The sequence below is a fragment of the Streptomyces sp. NBC_01306 genome (assembly GCF_026340465.1).
Taxonomy (GTDB): Bacteria; Actinomycetota; Actinomycetes; order Streptomycetales; family Streptomycetaceae; genus Streptomyces.
The window spans coordinates 4,220,277-4,235,635 of record NZ_JAPEPC010000001.1 but is presented as its reverse complement, the minus strand read 5'-3'; the positions used below and the strand labels follow the sequence as shown (position 1 = coordinate 4,235,635).

13 protein-coding genes are annotated in these 15,359 nt (G+C 71.7%); 5 read left to right on the top strand and 8 right to left on the bottom strand.

Translation table 11 applies throughout. The features are described 5' to 3' along the window. Position 1 precedes the first annotated feature (1 nt). Positions 2-928: a cyclase family protein gene (locus tag OG385_RS18720; RefSeq protein WP_266855813.1), complete on the top strand. Its 927-nt coding sequence runs from the start codon at positions 2-4 to the stop codon at positions 926-928. 269 nt (positions 929-1,197) lie between these two features. Here OG385_RS18720 and OG385_RS18715 read toward each other — a convergent pair whose 3' ends face one another. The 3 genes from OG385_RS18715 to OG385_RS18705 form a co-directional block, all read right to left on the bottom strand. Continuing rightward, the gene (locus tag OG385_RS18715; protein ID WP_266855811.1) at positions 1,198-1,794 is read right to left on the bottom strand and encodes an ATP-binding protein; all 597 of its coding nucleotides are present in this window, start codon (positions 1,792-1,794) and stop codon (positions 1,198-1,200) included. A 444-nt stretch (positions 1,795-2,238) separates the two neighbouring features. Then, positions 2,239-3,120, bottom strand: coding sequence for an acyl-CoA dehydrogenase family protein (locus OG385_RS18710; protein ID WP_266855809.1), 882 nt, complete (start codon positions 3,118-3,120; stop codon positions 2,239-2,241). Next, complete coding sequence (locus tag OG385_RS18705; RefSeq protein WP_266855807.1) at positions 3,120-4,325, bottom strand: acyl-CoA dehydrogenase family protein; 1,206 nt, start codon at positions 4,323-4,325, stop codon at positions 3,120-3,122. Before OG385_RS18705 ends, OG385_RS18710 begins: the two co-directional genes overlap by 1 nt. Positions 4,326-4,540: 215 nt before the next feature. Here OG385_RS18705 and OG385_RS18700 point away from each other — a divergent pair, with 215 nt between their 5' ends. Next, positions 4,541-6,070, top strand: coding sequence for a class I adenylate-forming enzyme family protein (locus OG385_RS18700; protein ID WP_266855805.1), 1,530 nt, complete (start codon positions 4,541-4,543; stop codon positions 6,068-6,070). Positions 6,071-6,136: 66 nt separating this feature from the next. On the opposite strand, the gene OG385_RS18695 is transcribed toward OG385_RS18700, so the two are convergent. Then, positions 6,137-6,532 (bottom strand): STAS domain-containing protein, encoded by a 396-nt coding sequence (locus OG385_RS18695; protein WP_266855803.1) that lies wholly within the window; start codon positions 6,530-6,532, stop codon positions 6,137-6,139. A gap of 346 nt (positions 6,533-6,878) precedes the next feature. Between OG385_RS18695 and OG385_RS18690 the strand changes: the two genes are divergently transcribed. Together OG385_RS18690 and OG385_RS18685 are read left to right on the top strand one after the other, a co-directional pair. Then, positions 6,879-7,469 carry a sigma-70 family RNA polymerase sigma factor gene (locus OG385_RS18690; RefSeq protein ID WP_266855801.1) on the top strand — a complete coding sequence of 197 codons (591 nt, stop codon included), beginning with the start codon at positions 6,879-6,881 and terminating at the stop codon, positions 7,467-7,469. 53 nt (positions 7,470-7,522) lie between these two features. Next, positions 7,523-8,689: a zf-HC2 domain-containing protein gene (locus tag OG385_RS18685; RefSeq protein WP_266860983.1), complete on the top strand. Its 1,167-nt coding sequence runs from the start codon at positions 7,523-7,525 to the stop codon at positions 8,687-8,689. 16 nt (positions 8,690-8,705) lie between these two features. On the opposite strand, the gene purU is transcribed toward OG385_RS18685, so the two are convergent. Beyond that, positions 8,706-9,557, bottom strand: a complete 852-nt coding sequence (gene purU / locus OG385_RS18680; RefSeq protein ID WP_266855799.1) for a formyltetrahydrofolate deformylase — start codon at positions 9,555-9,557, stop codon at positions 8,706-8,708. A 28-nt stretch (positions 9,558-9,585) separates the two neighbouring features. Next, positions 9,586-10,032, bottom strand: coding sequence for a hypothetical protein (locus OG385_RS18675; RefSeq protein ID WP_266860982.1), 447 nt, complete (start codon positions 10,030-10,032; stop codon positions 9,586-9,588). A 170-nt stretch (positions 10,033-10,202) separates the two neighbouring features. Here OG385_RS18675 and OG385_RS18670 point away from each other — a divergent pair, with 170 nt between their 5' ends. Further along, complete coding sequence (locus tag OG385_RS18670) at positions 10,203-11,531, top strand: ABC transporter substrate-binding protein (protein WP_266855797.1); 1,329 nt, start codon at positions 10,203-10,205, stop codon at positions 11,529-11,531. A 75-nt stretch (positions 11,532-11,606) separates the two neighbouring features. Here the strand turns inward: OG385_RS18670 and OG385_RS18665 are convergent, their stop codons facing one another. Both OG385_RS18665 and OG385_RS18660 read right to left on the bottom strand, forming a co-directional pair. Continuing rightward, positions 11,607-13,292 carry a hypothetical protein gene (locus OG385_RS18665; protein WP_266855795.1) on the bottom strand — a complete coding sequence of 562 codons (1,686 nt, stop codon included), beginning with the start codon at positions 13,290-13,292 and terminating at the stop codon, positions 11,607-11,609. Positions 13,293-13,692: 400 nt separating this feature from the next. Continuing rightward, entirely contained in the window at positions 13,693-15,081 is a 1,389-nt protein-coding gene (locus OG385_RS18660) for a transcriptional regulator (RefSeq protein WP_266855793.1), read from the bottom strand. Between the last annotated feature and the right edge of the window lie 278 nt (positions 15,082-15,359).

Here is a 15,359-nt window from a genome sequence, read left to right as displayed (position 1 = left end):
GATGTCACTGCCGGCCGCATTCCACGACATCGCCACACGCGTGAACAACTGGGGCCGCTGGGGCGCCGACGACGAGATCGGCACCCTGAACCTCATCACCGACGAGGTCGTACGGGAGGCCGCGGCGACGGTGCGGAGCGGCCGCCGCATCCCGCTGGCGATAGCCCTGAAACAGGACGGCGTACAGACCGGGATGATCCCGGGGCGGGTGAATCCGCTGCACGCGATGGTGCAGATCAACCAGGAGCTCTTCGGTCCGGGCACGGTGGCCACCAGCGACGACATCGTGACCATGAGCTTGCAGACGGGCACCCACTGGGACGCGCTCACCCACGCGTCGCACTCCGGGAAGCTCTACAACGGCCGCCCGGCGGATTCGATCACGGCCCACGGCGGAGCGGAGTTCAGCGGGATCGGCACGGTGCGGCACATCGTGTCGCGGGGGGTGCTGCTCGACGTGGCGCGCGCCAGGGGCGTGGACCGGCTGGAGAGCGACCGGGCGGTGACACCGGAGGACCTGGAGGCGGCACAGGAACTCGCGGGGACGGAGGTGCGCGCCGGGGACATCGTGCTCGTACGGACCGGGCAGATCCAGGTGTACCTCAGCGGCGACCGGAACGGCTACACCTATCCGTCACCCGGGCTCTCGATCCGCACCCCGGAGTGGTTCCACGCCAGGGATGTGGCGGCGGTCGCCAACGACACGGTGACCTTCGAGATCTTCCCGCCCGAGAACGAGGATCTGTGGATGCCCGTACACGCCCTGCATCTGGTCGAGATGGGGATGCCGCAGGGGCAGAACTGGAATCTTGAGGAGTTGTCCACAGCCTGTGCGGAAGCGGACCGGTACAGCTTCCTGCTCTCCGCGACCCCCGAGCCCTTCACGGGTGGCACGGGGGCGCCGGTCGCACCGGTGGCGCTTCTCTGAACCGAGCCCGCGCGCTCGCCCGGCCACCCCGCCGGGCCAGGGCCTGAGTTCCGGGTGGCGGCGTCACGGCAGCCGCCACCCGGAACGGCCTGGGCGCCCGCCCCTCCCTGCCCGAGAGAGGCCGGCGCCGAACGCGATCCGTACGCACCGAGATCCGAGCCCCCACACCCCCCGGCATCCTCGGTGTCCCGTCCCCCGACAGGTGGACCGCTCCTGCAAGAGTGATCAGGTCACCACTCCGCGTCAACACCAGGGCAGGGCTTTGCGAGTTACACCCGAAATGTGACGGCGCGCGAGGGGTCATATGCCCCGGTCTCGCGAACAACCTCCATGCGCTCCGGCGCACTTCCGGCGATCTCGCGCACACCCCGTTCCCTCTGGCGCACGCCCCGGTCCGTCTCGCGCACACCCGCATCGCCCTCGCACGCCCCCAGTCCGGCCTCGCACCCGCCCTGATCGGCCGGACACGCACCCCGGTCGACCTCGCACCAGATGGACTTGCCGTGCCCCTCGGGCTGCCAGCCCCAACGGTCGGCGAGCCCGTCAACCAGTTCGAGACCACGGCCGTTGGTGTCCTCGCCCTCCGCGTGCCGGGGCCGGGGCGGGCAGGCGCTGGTGTCGGCCACCTCCACCCGGACCGTGCCGGCGTCGTCGGACGGGCCGAACAGCATCCGCAGCACCGCCGGACACCCGGTGTGCACCACGGCGTTGGTCACCAGTTCCGAGATCAGCAGAATCAGCGTCTCGGCGAGTGGTTCGTCAACCCTTATCCCGGATCCCACGAGCCTGGACCGCGCCCATCTGCGGGCCCGCCCCACCTCCGCGGGATCGGGTCCGACCTCCAGCTGAACCTGAAGCACCTGCACCGCTCACACCATCCGAACCGGCCGGGGGTACCCCCCAGGGCTTTCCAAGCACCGGGGGAACATCGCCTAGCGCCTCTCAGGGGTCACGGAACGTGATTCCCTTGAGAGACAGCATGGTTGACGTACAGTCACCGCAACAAGCGCTTCAGGCATATTCCAGCGCGAAGGAGTAGGCGTGGTGCATACTGTGCGACGCCTGCTGCGGACAGTCGAACGAAGGCGCCTCTCGCACCCACGTACGGTGCGAACGGCGCGCATTCCCCGGCCCGCTGTCACCTCAGAGGTGCCAACGGGGCATCCGCGCAACACGGTCATTCGCATCTCACGGAGCGTACCGGAGCGCGACGCCGACTCCGGCCCGTGACGGCCCTGTCGAAGGACACAACCAGGTATCAACGCTCGGTGACACCCCGGTGACCCCAGCGGCAGGCCGCACAGCAGCTCTCACAGCGCGGCGGCGATCAGCTCTTCGGCCTCGGCCTCGGTGATCCACTGGTTGGCCCTCACCCAGGCCCGTTTCAGATGAAGATGAACATCTGACTCCCAGGTGAATCCCATGCCGCCGTGTACCTGGATACAGTCCCGGGCGTTACGGACGGCCGCGTCGTCGGCGAGCAGCTTGGCCCCCGCGACATCGGTATCCGGCGCCCTCACGCCGTCCCCTCCCTCGGCTGTCACCGCCGCCGCGTACACCGCGACCCTGGCGAGCTCGGTCCGTACGAGCATCCGGGCGCAGAGGTGCTTGACGGCCTGGAAGGCTCCGATCGGCCGGCCGAACTGCTCCCGCTCCTTCGCGTACTGGACGGCCAGTTCGGTGGTGCGCGCCGCGCTGCCGAGCTGGAGAGCCGCCGTGAGCAGGGCGGCGGCGGGGCGGTCGGCGCGTTCGCCGGACACCCGGTGCAGCGGTGTCAGCGGGTCCACCGACCGTACGGGGCGGGCGTCGCCGGCCTCGCCCACCACCTCGTCGGCCTCCGCCAGCCACTCGACCAGCGCCCCGTCCGATGCCGCGACGACGGTCCGCCCGGTGTCGGCGCCCGGCACCGTGCCCGCCGCGAGATGCGTGGCGATCAGCGGGCCCGGCAGCAGTGCCCGCCCCGCCTCCTCGAAGACGAGGACGGCCTCGGGCAGCCCGAGCCCCACCCCGCCGTCCGCCTCGGGCAGCCGGAGCGAGAAGAGCCCGGCGTCGCCCAGCTCCCGCCACAGGGCGCGGTCGATGACGGGCCGCTCCACGGCTGCCCGCAGCTCGTCCCGGCCGAAGCGGCCGTCCAGCAGGGCGCGGAAGCCGGTACGCAGGGCCAGTTGGTCATCGGTGAGCCGGAACTCCATCAGCGCTCCTTGGGGAGGCCGAGGATCCGCTCGGCGACGATGTTCTGCTGAATCTGCGAGGTGCCCGCGGCGATCGTGTACGAGAGCGAGGACAGCCGGTCCTGGTTCCAGGGGTGCGCGAGGTCGAGGGCGTCGGGGCCCAGCACATCGGCGGCCGTCTCGTACAGCTCCTGACGGGCCTGCGAGTAGCGGAGCTTGAAGACCGAGCCGCCGATCCCCGGCACCCCGAAACCGCCCCCGCCTCCGCCGCTCCCGCTGTCCCCGCTGCTCCCGCCCTGCGACTCGCTCACGTTCCACTGGGTGAGCCGCCACAGCGCGGCGAACTCGGCGCCGAGCCGGCCCAGTCTGCGGCGCAGCGCCGGGTCGGCGTCCCAGCGGCCGTTGTCCCGTGCCGTACGGGCCAGTTCGCCCAGGGTGCGGCGGCAGGCGACGACCTCGCCGACGAAGGCGGTGCCGCGCTCGAAGGAGAGGGTGACCATCGTGACGCGCCAGCCGTCGTTCTCGGCGCCGACCCGGTCGGTGACCGGGATCCGCACGTCGTCGAGGAACATCTCGGCGAACTCGGTGGACCCGGCGAGCGTCCGCAGCGGCCGTACGGTCACACCCGGGGCGTCCATCCGCATCGCGAGCCAGGTGATCCCGCGGTGTTTGGGCACCGTGTCGCTGACCGGTTCCGTACGGACGAGCAGCTCGCACCAGTCGGCGACCTCGGCGTGCGAGGTCCAGATCTTGGATCCGCTGACCACATAGTGATCGCCGTCCCGTACCGCCCTGGTCCGCAGCGACGCCAGGTCCGAACCGGCGCCGGGCTCGCTGAACCCCTGGCACCAGATCTCGTCCCCGCGCAGCACCGGCGGCAGCCAGCGCGCCCGCTGCTCCGCCGTCCCCTCGGCCGCGATGGTCGGGCCCGCGTGCAGCAGCCCGACGAAGTTCGCCCCGACGTACGGTGCCCCGGCCCGCTCCGTCTCCTCCAGGAAGATCAGGTGCTGGGTGGGGGTGGCGCCGCGCCCGCCCGCGTCGGCCGGCCAGTGCAGCCCCGCGTACCCGGCCTCGTACAGCATCCGCTGCCACGCGGTGTCGTACGCGCGCCGTCCCGGCCAGTCCAGCGGGTCCGGCGCGGGCGGCAGCGCCGGGAGGGCCTTCGCGAGCCACTCCTTCAGCTGCCCGCGGAAGACCTCCTCGTCCTCCGTGTACCTGAGGTCCATCAGGGTGTCCCTTCCGGCTGTCCGGTGGCCCGATGTCCGGCAGAACAGGCATCCGACGCACATCTGATGGGCCGTCAGAATCCAGGCTAGCCCCGACCCTCTGGACCGACAAGGCGCTGGGCTCTACGCTCTCGACACGATCTGACTAACCGTCAGGTACGTCAGCCACCACCCGCCGACTACAGCTCACTCGTGAGCATGAGGGAGTTCGGGGCATGGACGAGACCGCACACGCACTGGGCGCATCCCGCACGCTGTGGGAGCTGGTCGACCGCCGCGCCGGACTGACCCCGGACCGGCCCGTGCTGCTCCAGGGCGACCGCACCCTGACCTTCGGAGAGCTGCGGGACGGCGCCGAGCGCGTCGCCGCCGGTCTGTACGGGATGGGGGTGCGGCCGGGCAGCGTGGTCGCCTGGCAGCTGCCGACCCGGATCGAGACGGTGCTGCTCTCGTTCGCCCTGGCCAGGCTCGGCGCCGTCCAGTCGCCGGTGATCCCGTTCTACCGGGACCGCGAGGTCGGCTTCGCGCTGCGCGAGTCCCGGGCGGACTTCTTCGCCGTACCGGGCACCTGGCGCGGTCATGACCACACCGCCATGGCCGAACGGCTGGGCGCCCGGGGCGTGTTCGAGGCGTACGGAACGCTCCCGGACGGCGATCCCGCCGTACTCCCGCCGCCGCCCGCCGACGGCACGGCGGTCCGCTGGATCTACTGGACGTCCGGCACCACGTCCGACCCCAAGGGCGTGCTGCACACCGACCGTTCACTGATCGCGGGCGGCTCCTGCCTGGCCCACGCCCTGCACCTCACGGCGGACGATGTCGGCTCGATGGCCTTCCCCTTCGCGCACATCGGCGGCCCGGACTACACGGTGATGCTGCTCCTGTACGGCTTCCCGGCCGTGCTGTTCGAGCACTTCGCGATGGACACGGCGCTGCCCGAGTACCGCAGGCACGGGGTGACGGTCGCGGGCGGCTCCACCGCGTTCTACTCGATGTTCCTCACCGAGCAGCGCAAGGCGCCGGGACAGCGGCTGGTCCCCACCCTGCGGCTGCTGGCCGGCGGCGGTGCGCCGAAGCCGCCGGAGATCTACCACGCGGTGGTACGGGAGATGGGCGTCCAGCTCACCCACGGCTACGGGATGACCGAAGTCCCCATGATCACCATGGGCGCCCCCGACGATACGGCCGAGAACCTCGCCACCACGGAGGGCCGTCCACCGGCCGGGATGGAGATCCGCATCGTGGACCCGGAGGGCAAGCCGGTGCCCGCGGGGGTCGACGGCGAGGTGCGGCTGCGCGGCGAGGCGGTCTGCCAGGGGTACGCGGACCCGGGCCAGGCGGCGGGCGTCTTCGACGCCGAGGGCTTCCTGGTCACCGGCGATGTCGGCCACCTCAGGGAGACCGGCCATCTGGTGCTGACCGGGCGGATGAAGGACATCATCATCCGCAAGGGCGAGAACATTTCGGCCAAGGAGATCGAGGACCTGCTGCACCAGCATCCGGCGGTCGCCGACGCCGCGGTCATCGGCCTCCCGGACCAGGAGCGCGGCGAGCGGGTGTGCGCGGTGATCGAGCGGCGGCCCGGCACCGACGACCTCACGCCGGCCGCCATGTCGGCGTTCCTGCGCGGCGAGGGCCTCTCCGTACACAAGCTGCCGGAACAGCTGGAGGTGGTGGACGCCCTGCCGCGCAACGACGCGCTGCGGAAGGTACTCAAGTACAAGCTGCGGGAGTTGTACGGCTGAGGGGCTCGGCGACGGTCGTGACCGTCGGGGCGCGGCGGTGGCTGCCGCGTCACGGCCGGACAGGACCTAGGCCGAGATCGGCTGCGCGTCGTCCGCCGTGGCGTCGTACACGTCCGCGTACACCTCGAAGAGCCGCCGGACGCCCAGCGCTGCCAGCACCTTGTTCACGTGTGCGGCGCCGCCCTGGCCCGACATGCCGTCCACTCCGCCGCTGCCCGGCAGGATCAGCCGCAGCCGGCCCTGGCAGGAGCGCATCAGTCTGCGGGCCGCGATCAGGACGCCGACTCCGCTCGAATCGCAGAACACCACGTCCGACAGGTCGAGCACCACGTCGTGACAGCCGACAGCCACCGCGTCATGGACCCGCTGCCGGACCTCGGGGGAACTCACCAGGTCCATTTCGCCCGATATGCGCAAGACGAGCCATGCACCGCGTTCGGCTTCGATCACGTTCAGCATCACGGGACTGGACCTCTCCGCTGTCGGTCTGCCGGTCCGGAAGATCCGGAAGTTTGCGTTCCACACGGGCGGCTGCCCCAGCGATCCCTCATGAAACACCGTCCCCACCATAAACACCCGGACGATTTCGCACAGAAAAGATCAGATCAGAGATCACATCGGGGCCGGATCAGCAGCGTGAAGCCAAGTGCCGAACCGAGCGCCGGACCAGGCGCCGAACCGAGCGCCGGACCTGGCACCGCTCTACCACCCCCACCCCCTCCGCGACCGCACTTGGTGCAAACAGGCGCACTCGGCAGGCCCTGCGGTTACTGTCGAAAGGTACGAGGGGCAGATGTTTGGGGGACTCATGCCGAAGGACGCGCCACCCCGCTGGGACCGCAGGATGCAGCAGCGGCTCGCGCGGGGTGAGGCAGCCGCGCTCGGCGAGCTGTACGACCGGTTCGCCTCCCTCGTGCACAGCCTGGCCCACCGGGTGCTGGACGACGACGACGCGGCCGACCGCATCACCCGTGAGGTCTTCGTGCACGTCTGGGAGAACCCGGAGGAGTACGAGCCGAAGCACGGTTCCATGCGGTCCTGGGTGGCCACACTCGCCCACCGCCAGGCCGTCAAGCGGCTGCGCCAGGCCGAGACGGCGTCCCTCGCCGCCCGGGGTGAATCCACCACGGAGGAGACGGAAGAGCTGGAGCAGAAGGTGCGCAAGGCATCAGCGGCGGCCCGCGCCGACTACATCGTGACCTCCATGCCCGCACCGCTGCGCGCCGCGCTGGAGCTCGCGTACTTCCAGCGCAGGGACTACCGGCAGACCGCGGCCGACCTCGGAGTCACCGAGGACGAGGCCCGGCGGCGGCTCCGGCTCGGGCTCCAGCTGCTCTCCACGGCCAACACCCGGCCCGCCGAAGGGGCCTCTCCGCCCGGATACGGCCGTGCCCTGTGACGGGGGCCGCCGGGGAGCCGGCCGGCTGCCCCGATGAGGACTTTCCGGCGCGGATACCGGGACCGCGCGAGGCCGCCGACGACCTGGCCTTCCTTCCGGCGCCGCCGGTGAAGCTCTCGCACAAGGTCCTGAAGTCGCTGCTCGGCGCCTGGGCGCTGTCGGCCTGCTCCCCCGAGGAGACCGAGGCGGTCGAGGACCACCTCACCGACTGCGCGCCCTGTGCGGACGAGGCGCTGCGGCTGCGGGACGCCGTGGCGCTGCTGCACACCGAGCGGAACCTCGACCTGGACCCGCTGCTGCGGTCCCGGGTCCTCCAGGGCTGCCTGGGCCGCAGGCCGGCCCGGATCCCGGTCCCGGAGTGGGCGGCGCCGTACGACGCGGAGACCGCCAGGCTGGACTCCCTGCTGAACGACTTCGGCCACGCCGAGTGGCACGCCCCGGTACGGCTGAAGTGGTACGAGGAGGAGCACGCCACCTCCCAGCGGACGACCGTCGCCGGCGTCATCGGGCATCTGCTGACCGTCGACGGCCTGGTCTCGACCGCGCTCGGCCTCGATGACGGGCTGGACGGCATCCTGGGCAGCGAGCCGCCGTCCTCCCCCACGGAGCGCACCCGGCAGTACTGGCGGGCGCTCGCCGCTCCCCCGGGCCGTACGATCCGCGAGCCGTGGCGCGACCAGAGCCACACCCTGATCCGTACGGTCTCCTTCGCGGGCCAGGACGTCCCGGAGATCTCCGTACCGTACGGGGATTTCAGCCTGGCGCTGCGGGACTCACTCCTGGACCGGGCCTTCGAGTGCTGGGTGCACGCCGGGGACATCGCGGACGCCGTGGACTATCCGTACGACCCGCCGACCTCGGCCCATCTCCACCTCATGATCGACCTGGCGGCCCGGACGCTGCCCGCCACGCTGGCGGGCCGCCGCCGCTCCGGACTGGCGAGCACGGCCCGCGGACCGGTGCCGGAAGGCCCGCCGGGCCGTTCGCTGCGGCTGGAGATCGAGGGCGCGGGCGGCGGCGACTGGTACATCTCACTGGACTCGCCGGCCGTGCAGGGCTCACCGGACCACACGGTGGCACATGTCGCCCTGGACGGCGTGGAGTTCTGCCAGCTGGCGGCGGGGCACGTGGAGCCGGAGGAGGCGGTCGCCGGACAGGAGGGCGACCGCGAGGCGATCCGGGACGTGCTGTTCGCCGCGGCGTCGCTCAGCCGGATGTAACGGCGCTCCCGAGCGCCTACGTGAACACCACCGTGCGGCGCCCGTTCAGCAGGATCCGGTGCTCCGCATGCCACTTCACCGCCCGGGCGAGCGCCTGGCACTCCACGTCGCGCCCGATCGCGACCAGCTGGTCGGGGGTGACCTCGTGGCCCACCCGCTCGACCTCCTGCTCGATGATCGGGCCCTCGTCGAGGTCGGCCGTCACATAGTGCGCCGTCGCCCCGATCACCTTCACGCCCCGTGCGTGCGCCTGGTGGTACGGCTTCGCGCCCTTGAAGCTCGGCAGGAAGGAGTGGTGGATGTTGATGATCCGGCCGTTCAGCGCCTTGCAGAGGTCGTCGGAGATGACCTGCATATAGCGGGCGAGCACCACCAGCTCGACGTTCTCCCTGCGGACCAGGTCGAGCAGTTCGGCCTCGGCCGCCGCCTTGTTGTCCTTGGTCACCGGGATGTGGTGGAAGGGGATGCCGTACGACCCGGCCAGTTCGGCGAAGTCCGGGTGGTTGGAGACCACGGCGGCGATCTCGACGGGGAGCGCGCCCGTACGGGACCGGAAGAGCAGGTCGTTCAGGCAGTGGCCGAACTTGCTGACCATCAGGACGATCCGCATCCGGTCCTCGGCGCGGTGCAGCTGCCAGTCCATGTCGAAGGCGTCACCGACGGCGGCGAAGCTCGCGCGCAGCTTCTCCAGGGACACCGGCTGCTCGGCTGCGAAGTGCACCCGCATGAAGAAGAGGCCGGTGTCCCGGTCCCCGAACTGCTGGCTGTCCTCGATGTTGCACCCCGTGATGAACAGGTAGCTCGACACGGCATGAACAATGCCCTGTTTGTCCGGGCAGGAGAGTGTGAGGACGTACTGGTCGGTCATGACAGCAGGGTGCCACAACCGTCCGCGGTCAGGCGGCCCTGGTCACGATGCGGAGCACTTCCAGGGTGCGCGGTGCCACATCCGGGTCGTCGCCGTCGGCGGCCGCCAGCCGGACATGGGCCTCGCGCGCGGCCCGTACCGCCTCCGGCCAGCCGTGGTGCTCCATATAGACCGATACGGGAGCATCTGCCCCGACTTGATGCATGATGCGCAGCACACGGAGCACGGCCACGTCGACGAGTGCGGCCTCCCCGGAGTCCCGGAAGACCGTCCCGACGTACTTCTCGGCGGACCAGTTGTCGAGCCAGGTGTCCTCGACCAGCCGGTACACGGCGTCGGTGATGTCCCCGTACTCCGCACGGCCCGCCAGCCAGCACTCCTGGTGGAAGGCCGGATCGGAGAGCATATGCAGCGCGGAGCGCACATTGGCGCGCCAGCGCCACCACGGCATGTCAGTCAACGGCATGCCGTCCATGGTGGTGGAGCGACGGCCGCGGCGGGAAGCGTTCGGGGAACCTTGCACGATTTCGATCGTACGTTCCCGCCGGACGGAGTCTGCCGGACCCCCGTAATTCACCCTGCCGTCACCCAGCGTTGAGGACGGACCACCGCCGCGTTACCCGCGGGGCGGCAGGGTTCCTGACCATGACCGGTTGGCGACGTCCCCTCACCGTCCTCGCGCTCTGCACAGCCGTCGGGGCCTCCTCATCGCTGGTCGCCGGCTGCGGGTCACTGCCCGGGGAGCGGAGCGGGTCCCGGGGCACCGTCACCGTCATGACCTGGGCCCCCGAGTCCACCCGGGCGACCAATATGCCGGGAATGCCCGCCATGGCCGCCGCCTATGCCCGCTGGGTCAACGCCAGGGGCGGTATCGACGGCCACCGGCTCCGCGTCCTCACCTGCAACGACCACAACGACCTGATCGGCGCCGGGAACTGCGCCGAGCGGGCGGTCAAGGAGGGCGTGGTCGCGGTCGTCGGCTCGTACAGCGTCTACGGGCAGTCGTTCATGCCGCCGCTCGAAGCGGCCGGCATCCCGTACATCGGCGGATACGGCGTCTCCAGCGAGGAGTTCAACTCCGCGCTCTCCTACCCGGTCAACGGCGGCCAGGCGGCCCTGCTCGCGGGCAGCGGGCGGCAGCTCGCCCGGGACTGCGAACGGGTCTCGCTGGTCAGGCCCGAGACCGTCGACGGCGACGAGCTGCCGATCCTCCTCAACGCCGGTCTCGGCGAGGGCGGCCGGGGCCCGGCCACCGACATCCCGACCACCGAGGACGCCAGTGAGTACGGCGCGCAGGCCGCCGCGGCGCTCAGGGCCGTGGGTCCGGGGACGGAGGCGCCGGGCGCGCTGTCCTCCGGCAGTGGGAACGGCGGCGGCACGGGGTGCGTGAGTGCGGTGCTCGGTGACCGTACGCAGACGTTCGTCGACTCGTTCCGGCGGCAGGAGGGGGCCGGCCCGCCGGAGGGGCCGGGCCGGCAGGTGCGGATCACCTCGGTGCTGGGCAGCGTCGGGCAGGGGCTGGTCGACAGCACGGGCGGCAAGGACGGCCCGTACGAGGGCGCGTACGTCACCGGCTGGTACCCGGTGGCGGGAGATCCGCGCTGGCGGCCGATGCGTGACGTGATCGACACGTACGCCTTCAACGACAACAGGATCGATCCGGCCGACGCCGGCGTGGAGACCACCTGGATCGCGTACACCGCGCTGAAGGAGGTCATCGAGTCGCTCGGCAAGGACCACATCACGGCGGACGACCTGACCCGGACGCTCGACGGCGGGCTCGCCGTACGGACCGGCGGGCTCACCCCCACCCTGCGGTGGCGCTTCCAGGACATGCTGGCCTCGCGGGACTTCCCCCGGCTGGTGAACCACCGGGTGACCTACCAAGTGGTGCGCGGGGGGCGGCTGGTGGCGCTGCGGAAGGGTGCGGTGGATGTGGGGCCGACGCTGGAGAAGGCGTCACGGTCGGAGTGAGACAGCTGGGCGGCGGCAGGGCTGCCTTGCGGCTGCCGCCCGGCCACCCTGGCGTCTCCCGCCGTCTCCCGGCCGTCAGAGCTGGTCGCCCCTGCGCTGTGTCAGGTGGTACTTGTCCGCGATGGCGTTCCACAAGGTCGACGCCTCTCTCTTCGCCGCGGTGGCCTGGCCGCTGGCCGCGTCCCCGCGGCCGGCCGCCGCAGTCCGCTTGGCGTGGCCGTGCTTGCACTCCTTCTTGCCGTTGGCCGCGACAGCGTGGGCCCAGGCCGCGTACTGCTCGTCGGCGGTCGCCGAGGCGTTCCACGCCGTGGTCAGCGCGGACGTCAGCTTGGCGTGGTCCGGCAGCTTGTCGACCGAGAGCGTGCCGAGCTTGGTCACCAGATCGTGGCGCTGCTTGGCCGCGCCGCGCAGGTCCGACGCCGCCTTCGGCAGGTTCTGGCAGGAGCGGATGCTGCCGACCGCCGCGATCACCGCCGAGCGGCTGTTGTTGCTGTCGGCGAGCAGCTTGTCGAGCGCCACGGCCTGCGGCTGAGCGGGGTCCGCCTTCGCCGCCTCGGGCGCGGTCGAACCGGCGGTCGATGTGGCGCCCGCGGGCTGCTGGTCGTCCTTCTTGTCGGATCCGCCCCCGCTGAGCAGCGCGCCGGCGCCGAGGCCGATGACGGCGCAGCCGACGACGACAGCGGCGATGACCGGCGTACGGGACTTGCGCCGGGATGCCCCCGCGCCGGCCCGGGAGACCGGCTCCGGGGCGTACTGCGGCGGCTGCGCGCCGGGTTGCTGCGGCCGGCCGTACGGGTCGTTGCCGGGCGGGGCGTTGTGCGGGGCGCCGCCGCCGTACGGGGCGTTGCCGTACGGGGGCTGCGAGTCGAAGCGCGGCAACTGCTGCGTCTCACCGGCAGCTTGCGGCCCGGCCGCGTTGTCCGTACGGAAGAGGTTGTCGAACTCGGCGGGCGGCTGCCGGTCCTCGGGGGCGCCGGGTCTGATGCCGTACGGAGCACCGGAGGGCGCGGGCGGGACCGGCGGCAGGAACTGCGTGGGGTCCGCGTCGGACCCGGGGGCGGCCGGGGCGGGCCCGGACTGCTGGTGGTAGCCCAGGTACTGGGTGGACTCCGCCTGGTTCTCGGGCTGCGCGGGGATGGGGGCGATGAACTGCGTCGCGTCGCTGTCGCCCGCGCCCGGAACGGCCTCGGGGGGCAACGGCTGTGCGAACGAAGGGGTTTGCGATGAACCGGGTGCACCGTGTGCGGGGTGGTGCACGGAGTTCTGCTGCGGCATCTGCTGCGGCATCTGCGCCGGGGGCTGTGCCATGTTCTGCGGCTGCCCGTGCGACGGATACTGCTGTGCCTGCGGGGCGGGCGCGCCGTGCTGCGGGAGCCGGTGACCGCCCCCGGACGACTGCGCGGCGGGGGGCAGCGGCTGCGCCGCGGGTGGCTGCTGCTGGTACGGCAACTGCTGCGGCGGCATGGGCTGCTGGAACTGCTGCTGGTGCGGTTGCTGCTGCGTCTGCTGCTGGTACGGCTGCGGAAGCTGCTGCTGGTGCGGCTGCTGCGGTATGTGCGGAGGCTGCTGCTGGGGCGGCTGGGGCCCGCCGTCCTGCGGCCCCCAGGGCTGGCCCCACGGCTGGCCACCTGCCGGGATCGTGTGCTCGCCCGCGACTTCCGGGATCCACGGACCACTCCCGTCGGACGGCAGTACGACACCTTCGTGCGCGCGCCGCACAGCTGGAAGCTGCGGCTCGTCGCCCTGTCCGTTCTGCGTCACCGGGACTCCTACTGCACGTGGACCTACGGAATCGTCGGTTCACGCTACCGGGTGAACGGACGCGTCTGCCACGGGGCGGCGGATGGGGGTGTGCGATGTAACACATGTGGGGTGCCCGGCGCTGTTCTTGGGGCGTCGGAGGTACACGTACGGGTCCGGGTGGCTTGTTCTCGCCCCTCCCGCCCCTGCCCGTACGCGGGTCTCCACAGCCCGCGCACAGGACACGGACGGACACGGTCGGGCAGGGGCGGGGCAGGCACGGGGACTGCGGGATACGGGATGCGGGATGCGCGGGGACAGTACGGGCCGGCGCGCACCTTCCCCTTCCTGGGCACCGGCCGGCCCGTACCACCCCTCCTTTCCTTCCTCCAGCGCCCGAGTTCCTCCAGCGCCTGAGCCACTACGCCGCCAGGATGTCCATCCGCGCACCCAGCTCCCGGACCGCCGTCTCCTCCCCGAACGGCTCCAACCGCCCCCGCAGGTCGTCCAGATAGTCCGCCCCCCGGCCCGACCGCACCGTGCCCAGCAGCTCCACCGCGCGGGTCCCCGTCCGGCAGGCCTGTTCCACCTCTCGTTGCTGGAGCTGCGCCGTGGCCAGCAGGACCAGACCGATCCCCCGGCGCCGGGCCTTCGTCTCCGGAAGGCCCGCCAGGGCCTCCTCGGCGCGGCTCGCGCCCGCCGCGCCCTGGCCCAGGTCGCGGTGACAGTGCGCCAGTTCGTCCGCGAGATACGCGCCGTCGAAGTGGGCGATCCACTCCGGGTCGTCGCCCGCGTCCGTACCGGACTCCGCGCGGTCCATCGCCGCCAGGGCCCGGCCCGCCACCGCCTCCGTGGCCCGTGCGTCGCCCATCAGCGCATGGCCGCGCGCCTCCGCCGCGTAGAACATCGACTCGGCGCGCGGCGTGACCCGCCCGCGCGCGCCCTCCTGGGCCGCCCGCGCGAGCTGCGCGATCTCTCGCGGGGTGCCCAGCTCAGCGGCGAGATGGCTCATCGAGGCGGCCAGCACATAGCCCCCGTAGCCGCGGTCGCCCGCCGCCTGGGCCAGCCGCAGGGCCTGGATGTAGTAGCGCTGGGCGAGTCCTGGCTGACCGGTGTCGACGGCCATGTACCCGGCGAGTTCGGTCAGCCTGGCGACGGCGGCGAACAGCTCGCGGCCCACCCCGTCACGGTACGAACCGGCCAGCAGCCCGGACACCACACTGTTCAGGTAGTGGACGACGATCGGCCGGACATGGCCGCTGCCGAACCGGTGGTCGAGCTCGGTGAGCGCGGCGGTCGTCGCCCGTACGGCCTGGACGTCGGACAGCCCGACCCGCGCCCCGGCGGCCCGCGCCACCTGCGCGTCCGCTCCGGTGATCAGCCAGTCGCGGCTGGGCTCGACCAGCGCGGACGCGGCGACCGTGGATCCGGAGAGGAAGTCGCGGCGCCCCACATCGCTGCGCCACAGCTCGCAGACCTGCTCGATGGCGCCGAGCACGGTCGGCGAGAACTGCAACCCGACCCCGGAGGCCAGGTTCTTCCCGTCGGCCATCCCGATCTCGTCGATCGTGACCGTACGGCTGAGTTTGCGGCCCAGCGCCTCGGCGATGATGCCCGGCGCCCGGCCACGCGGCTGCTGCCCGCGCAGCCATCGCGCGACGGACGTCTTGTCGTAGCGGAGGTCGACACCGCGCTCCGCCCCCACCATGTTCACGCGACGGGCCAGGCCGGCGTTGGAACAGCCGGCTTCCTGGATGAGTGCCTGCAGCCGTTCGTTGGGCTGACGGGCGACGAGAGGCCTGGCGGCCATGAATACCCCCTGAGACGTGCGGCGATCACTGATCCGGTCGGGTCGATCACTGCCCGGGAAATGTCGGGAAAATGCGGTGAAAGATGGGAGTAATCCCGGCATTCTCCTGGGCCGTGTCCACAGAGCCGCTGCCTTCCGGGCGACACGCGGCTCCGTGGACACGGCCCAGGCCCCGCTGAGGAATACCCGCTCCAGGGGGTGCATTCGCCTGCGCGCCCCCGCCCATGCCTCCATGCGCCCCGTATGCCGTCAACCCGCCGCTCTCCCCGGCGTGTTGG

What these genes read in the sequence shown, in the direction of transcription:
- OG385_RS18720 (WP_266855813.1), top strand. Translation starts at nt 2, where the DNA reads ATGTCACTGCCGGCCGCATTCCACGACATCGCCACACGCGTGAACAAC.
- OG385_RS18710 (WP_266855809.1), bottom strand. Translation starts at nt 3,120, where the DNA reads ATGGAGTTCCGGCTCACCGATGACCAACTGGCCCTGCGTACCGGCTTC.
- OG385_RS18705 (WP_266855807.1), bottom strand. Translation starts at nt 4,325, where the DNA reads ATGGACCTCAGGTACACGGAGGACGAGGAGGTCTTCCGCGGGCAGCTG.
- OG385_RS18700 (WP_266855805.1), top strand. Translation starts at nt 4,541, where the DNA reads ATGGACGAGACCGCACACGCACTGGGCGCATCCCGCACGCTGTGGGAG.
- OG385_RS18690 (WP_266855801.1), top strand. Translation starts at nt 6,879, where the DNA reads ATGCCGAAGGACGCGCCACCCCGCTGGGACCGCAGGATGCAGCAGCGG.
- purU (WP_266855799.1), bottom strand. Translation starts at nt 9,557, where the DNA reads ATGACCGACCAGTACGTCCTCACACTCTCCTGCCCGGACAAACAGGGC.
- OG385_RS18675 (WP_266860982.1), bottom strand. Translation starts at nt 10,032, where the DNA reads ATGGACGGCATGCCGTTGACTGACATGCCGTGGTGGCGCTGGCGCGCC.
- OG385_RS18670 (WP_266855797.1), top strand. Translation starts at nt 10,203, where the DNA reads ATGACCGGTTGGCGACGTCCCCTCACCGTCCTCGCGCTCTGCACAGCC.
- OG385_RS18660 (WP_266855793.1), bottom strand. Translation starts at nt 15,081, where the DNA reads ATGGCCGCCAGGCCTCTCGTCGCCCGTCAGCCCAACGAACGGCTGCAG.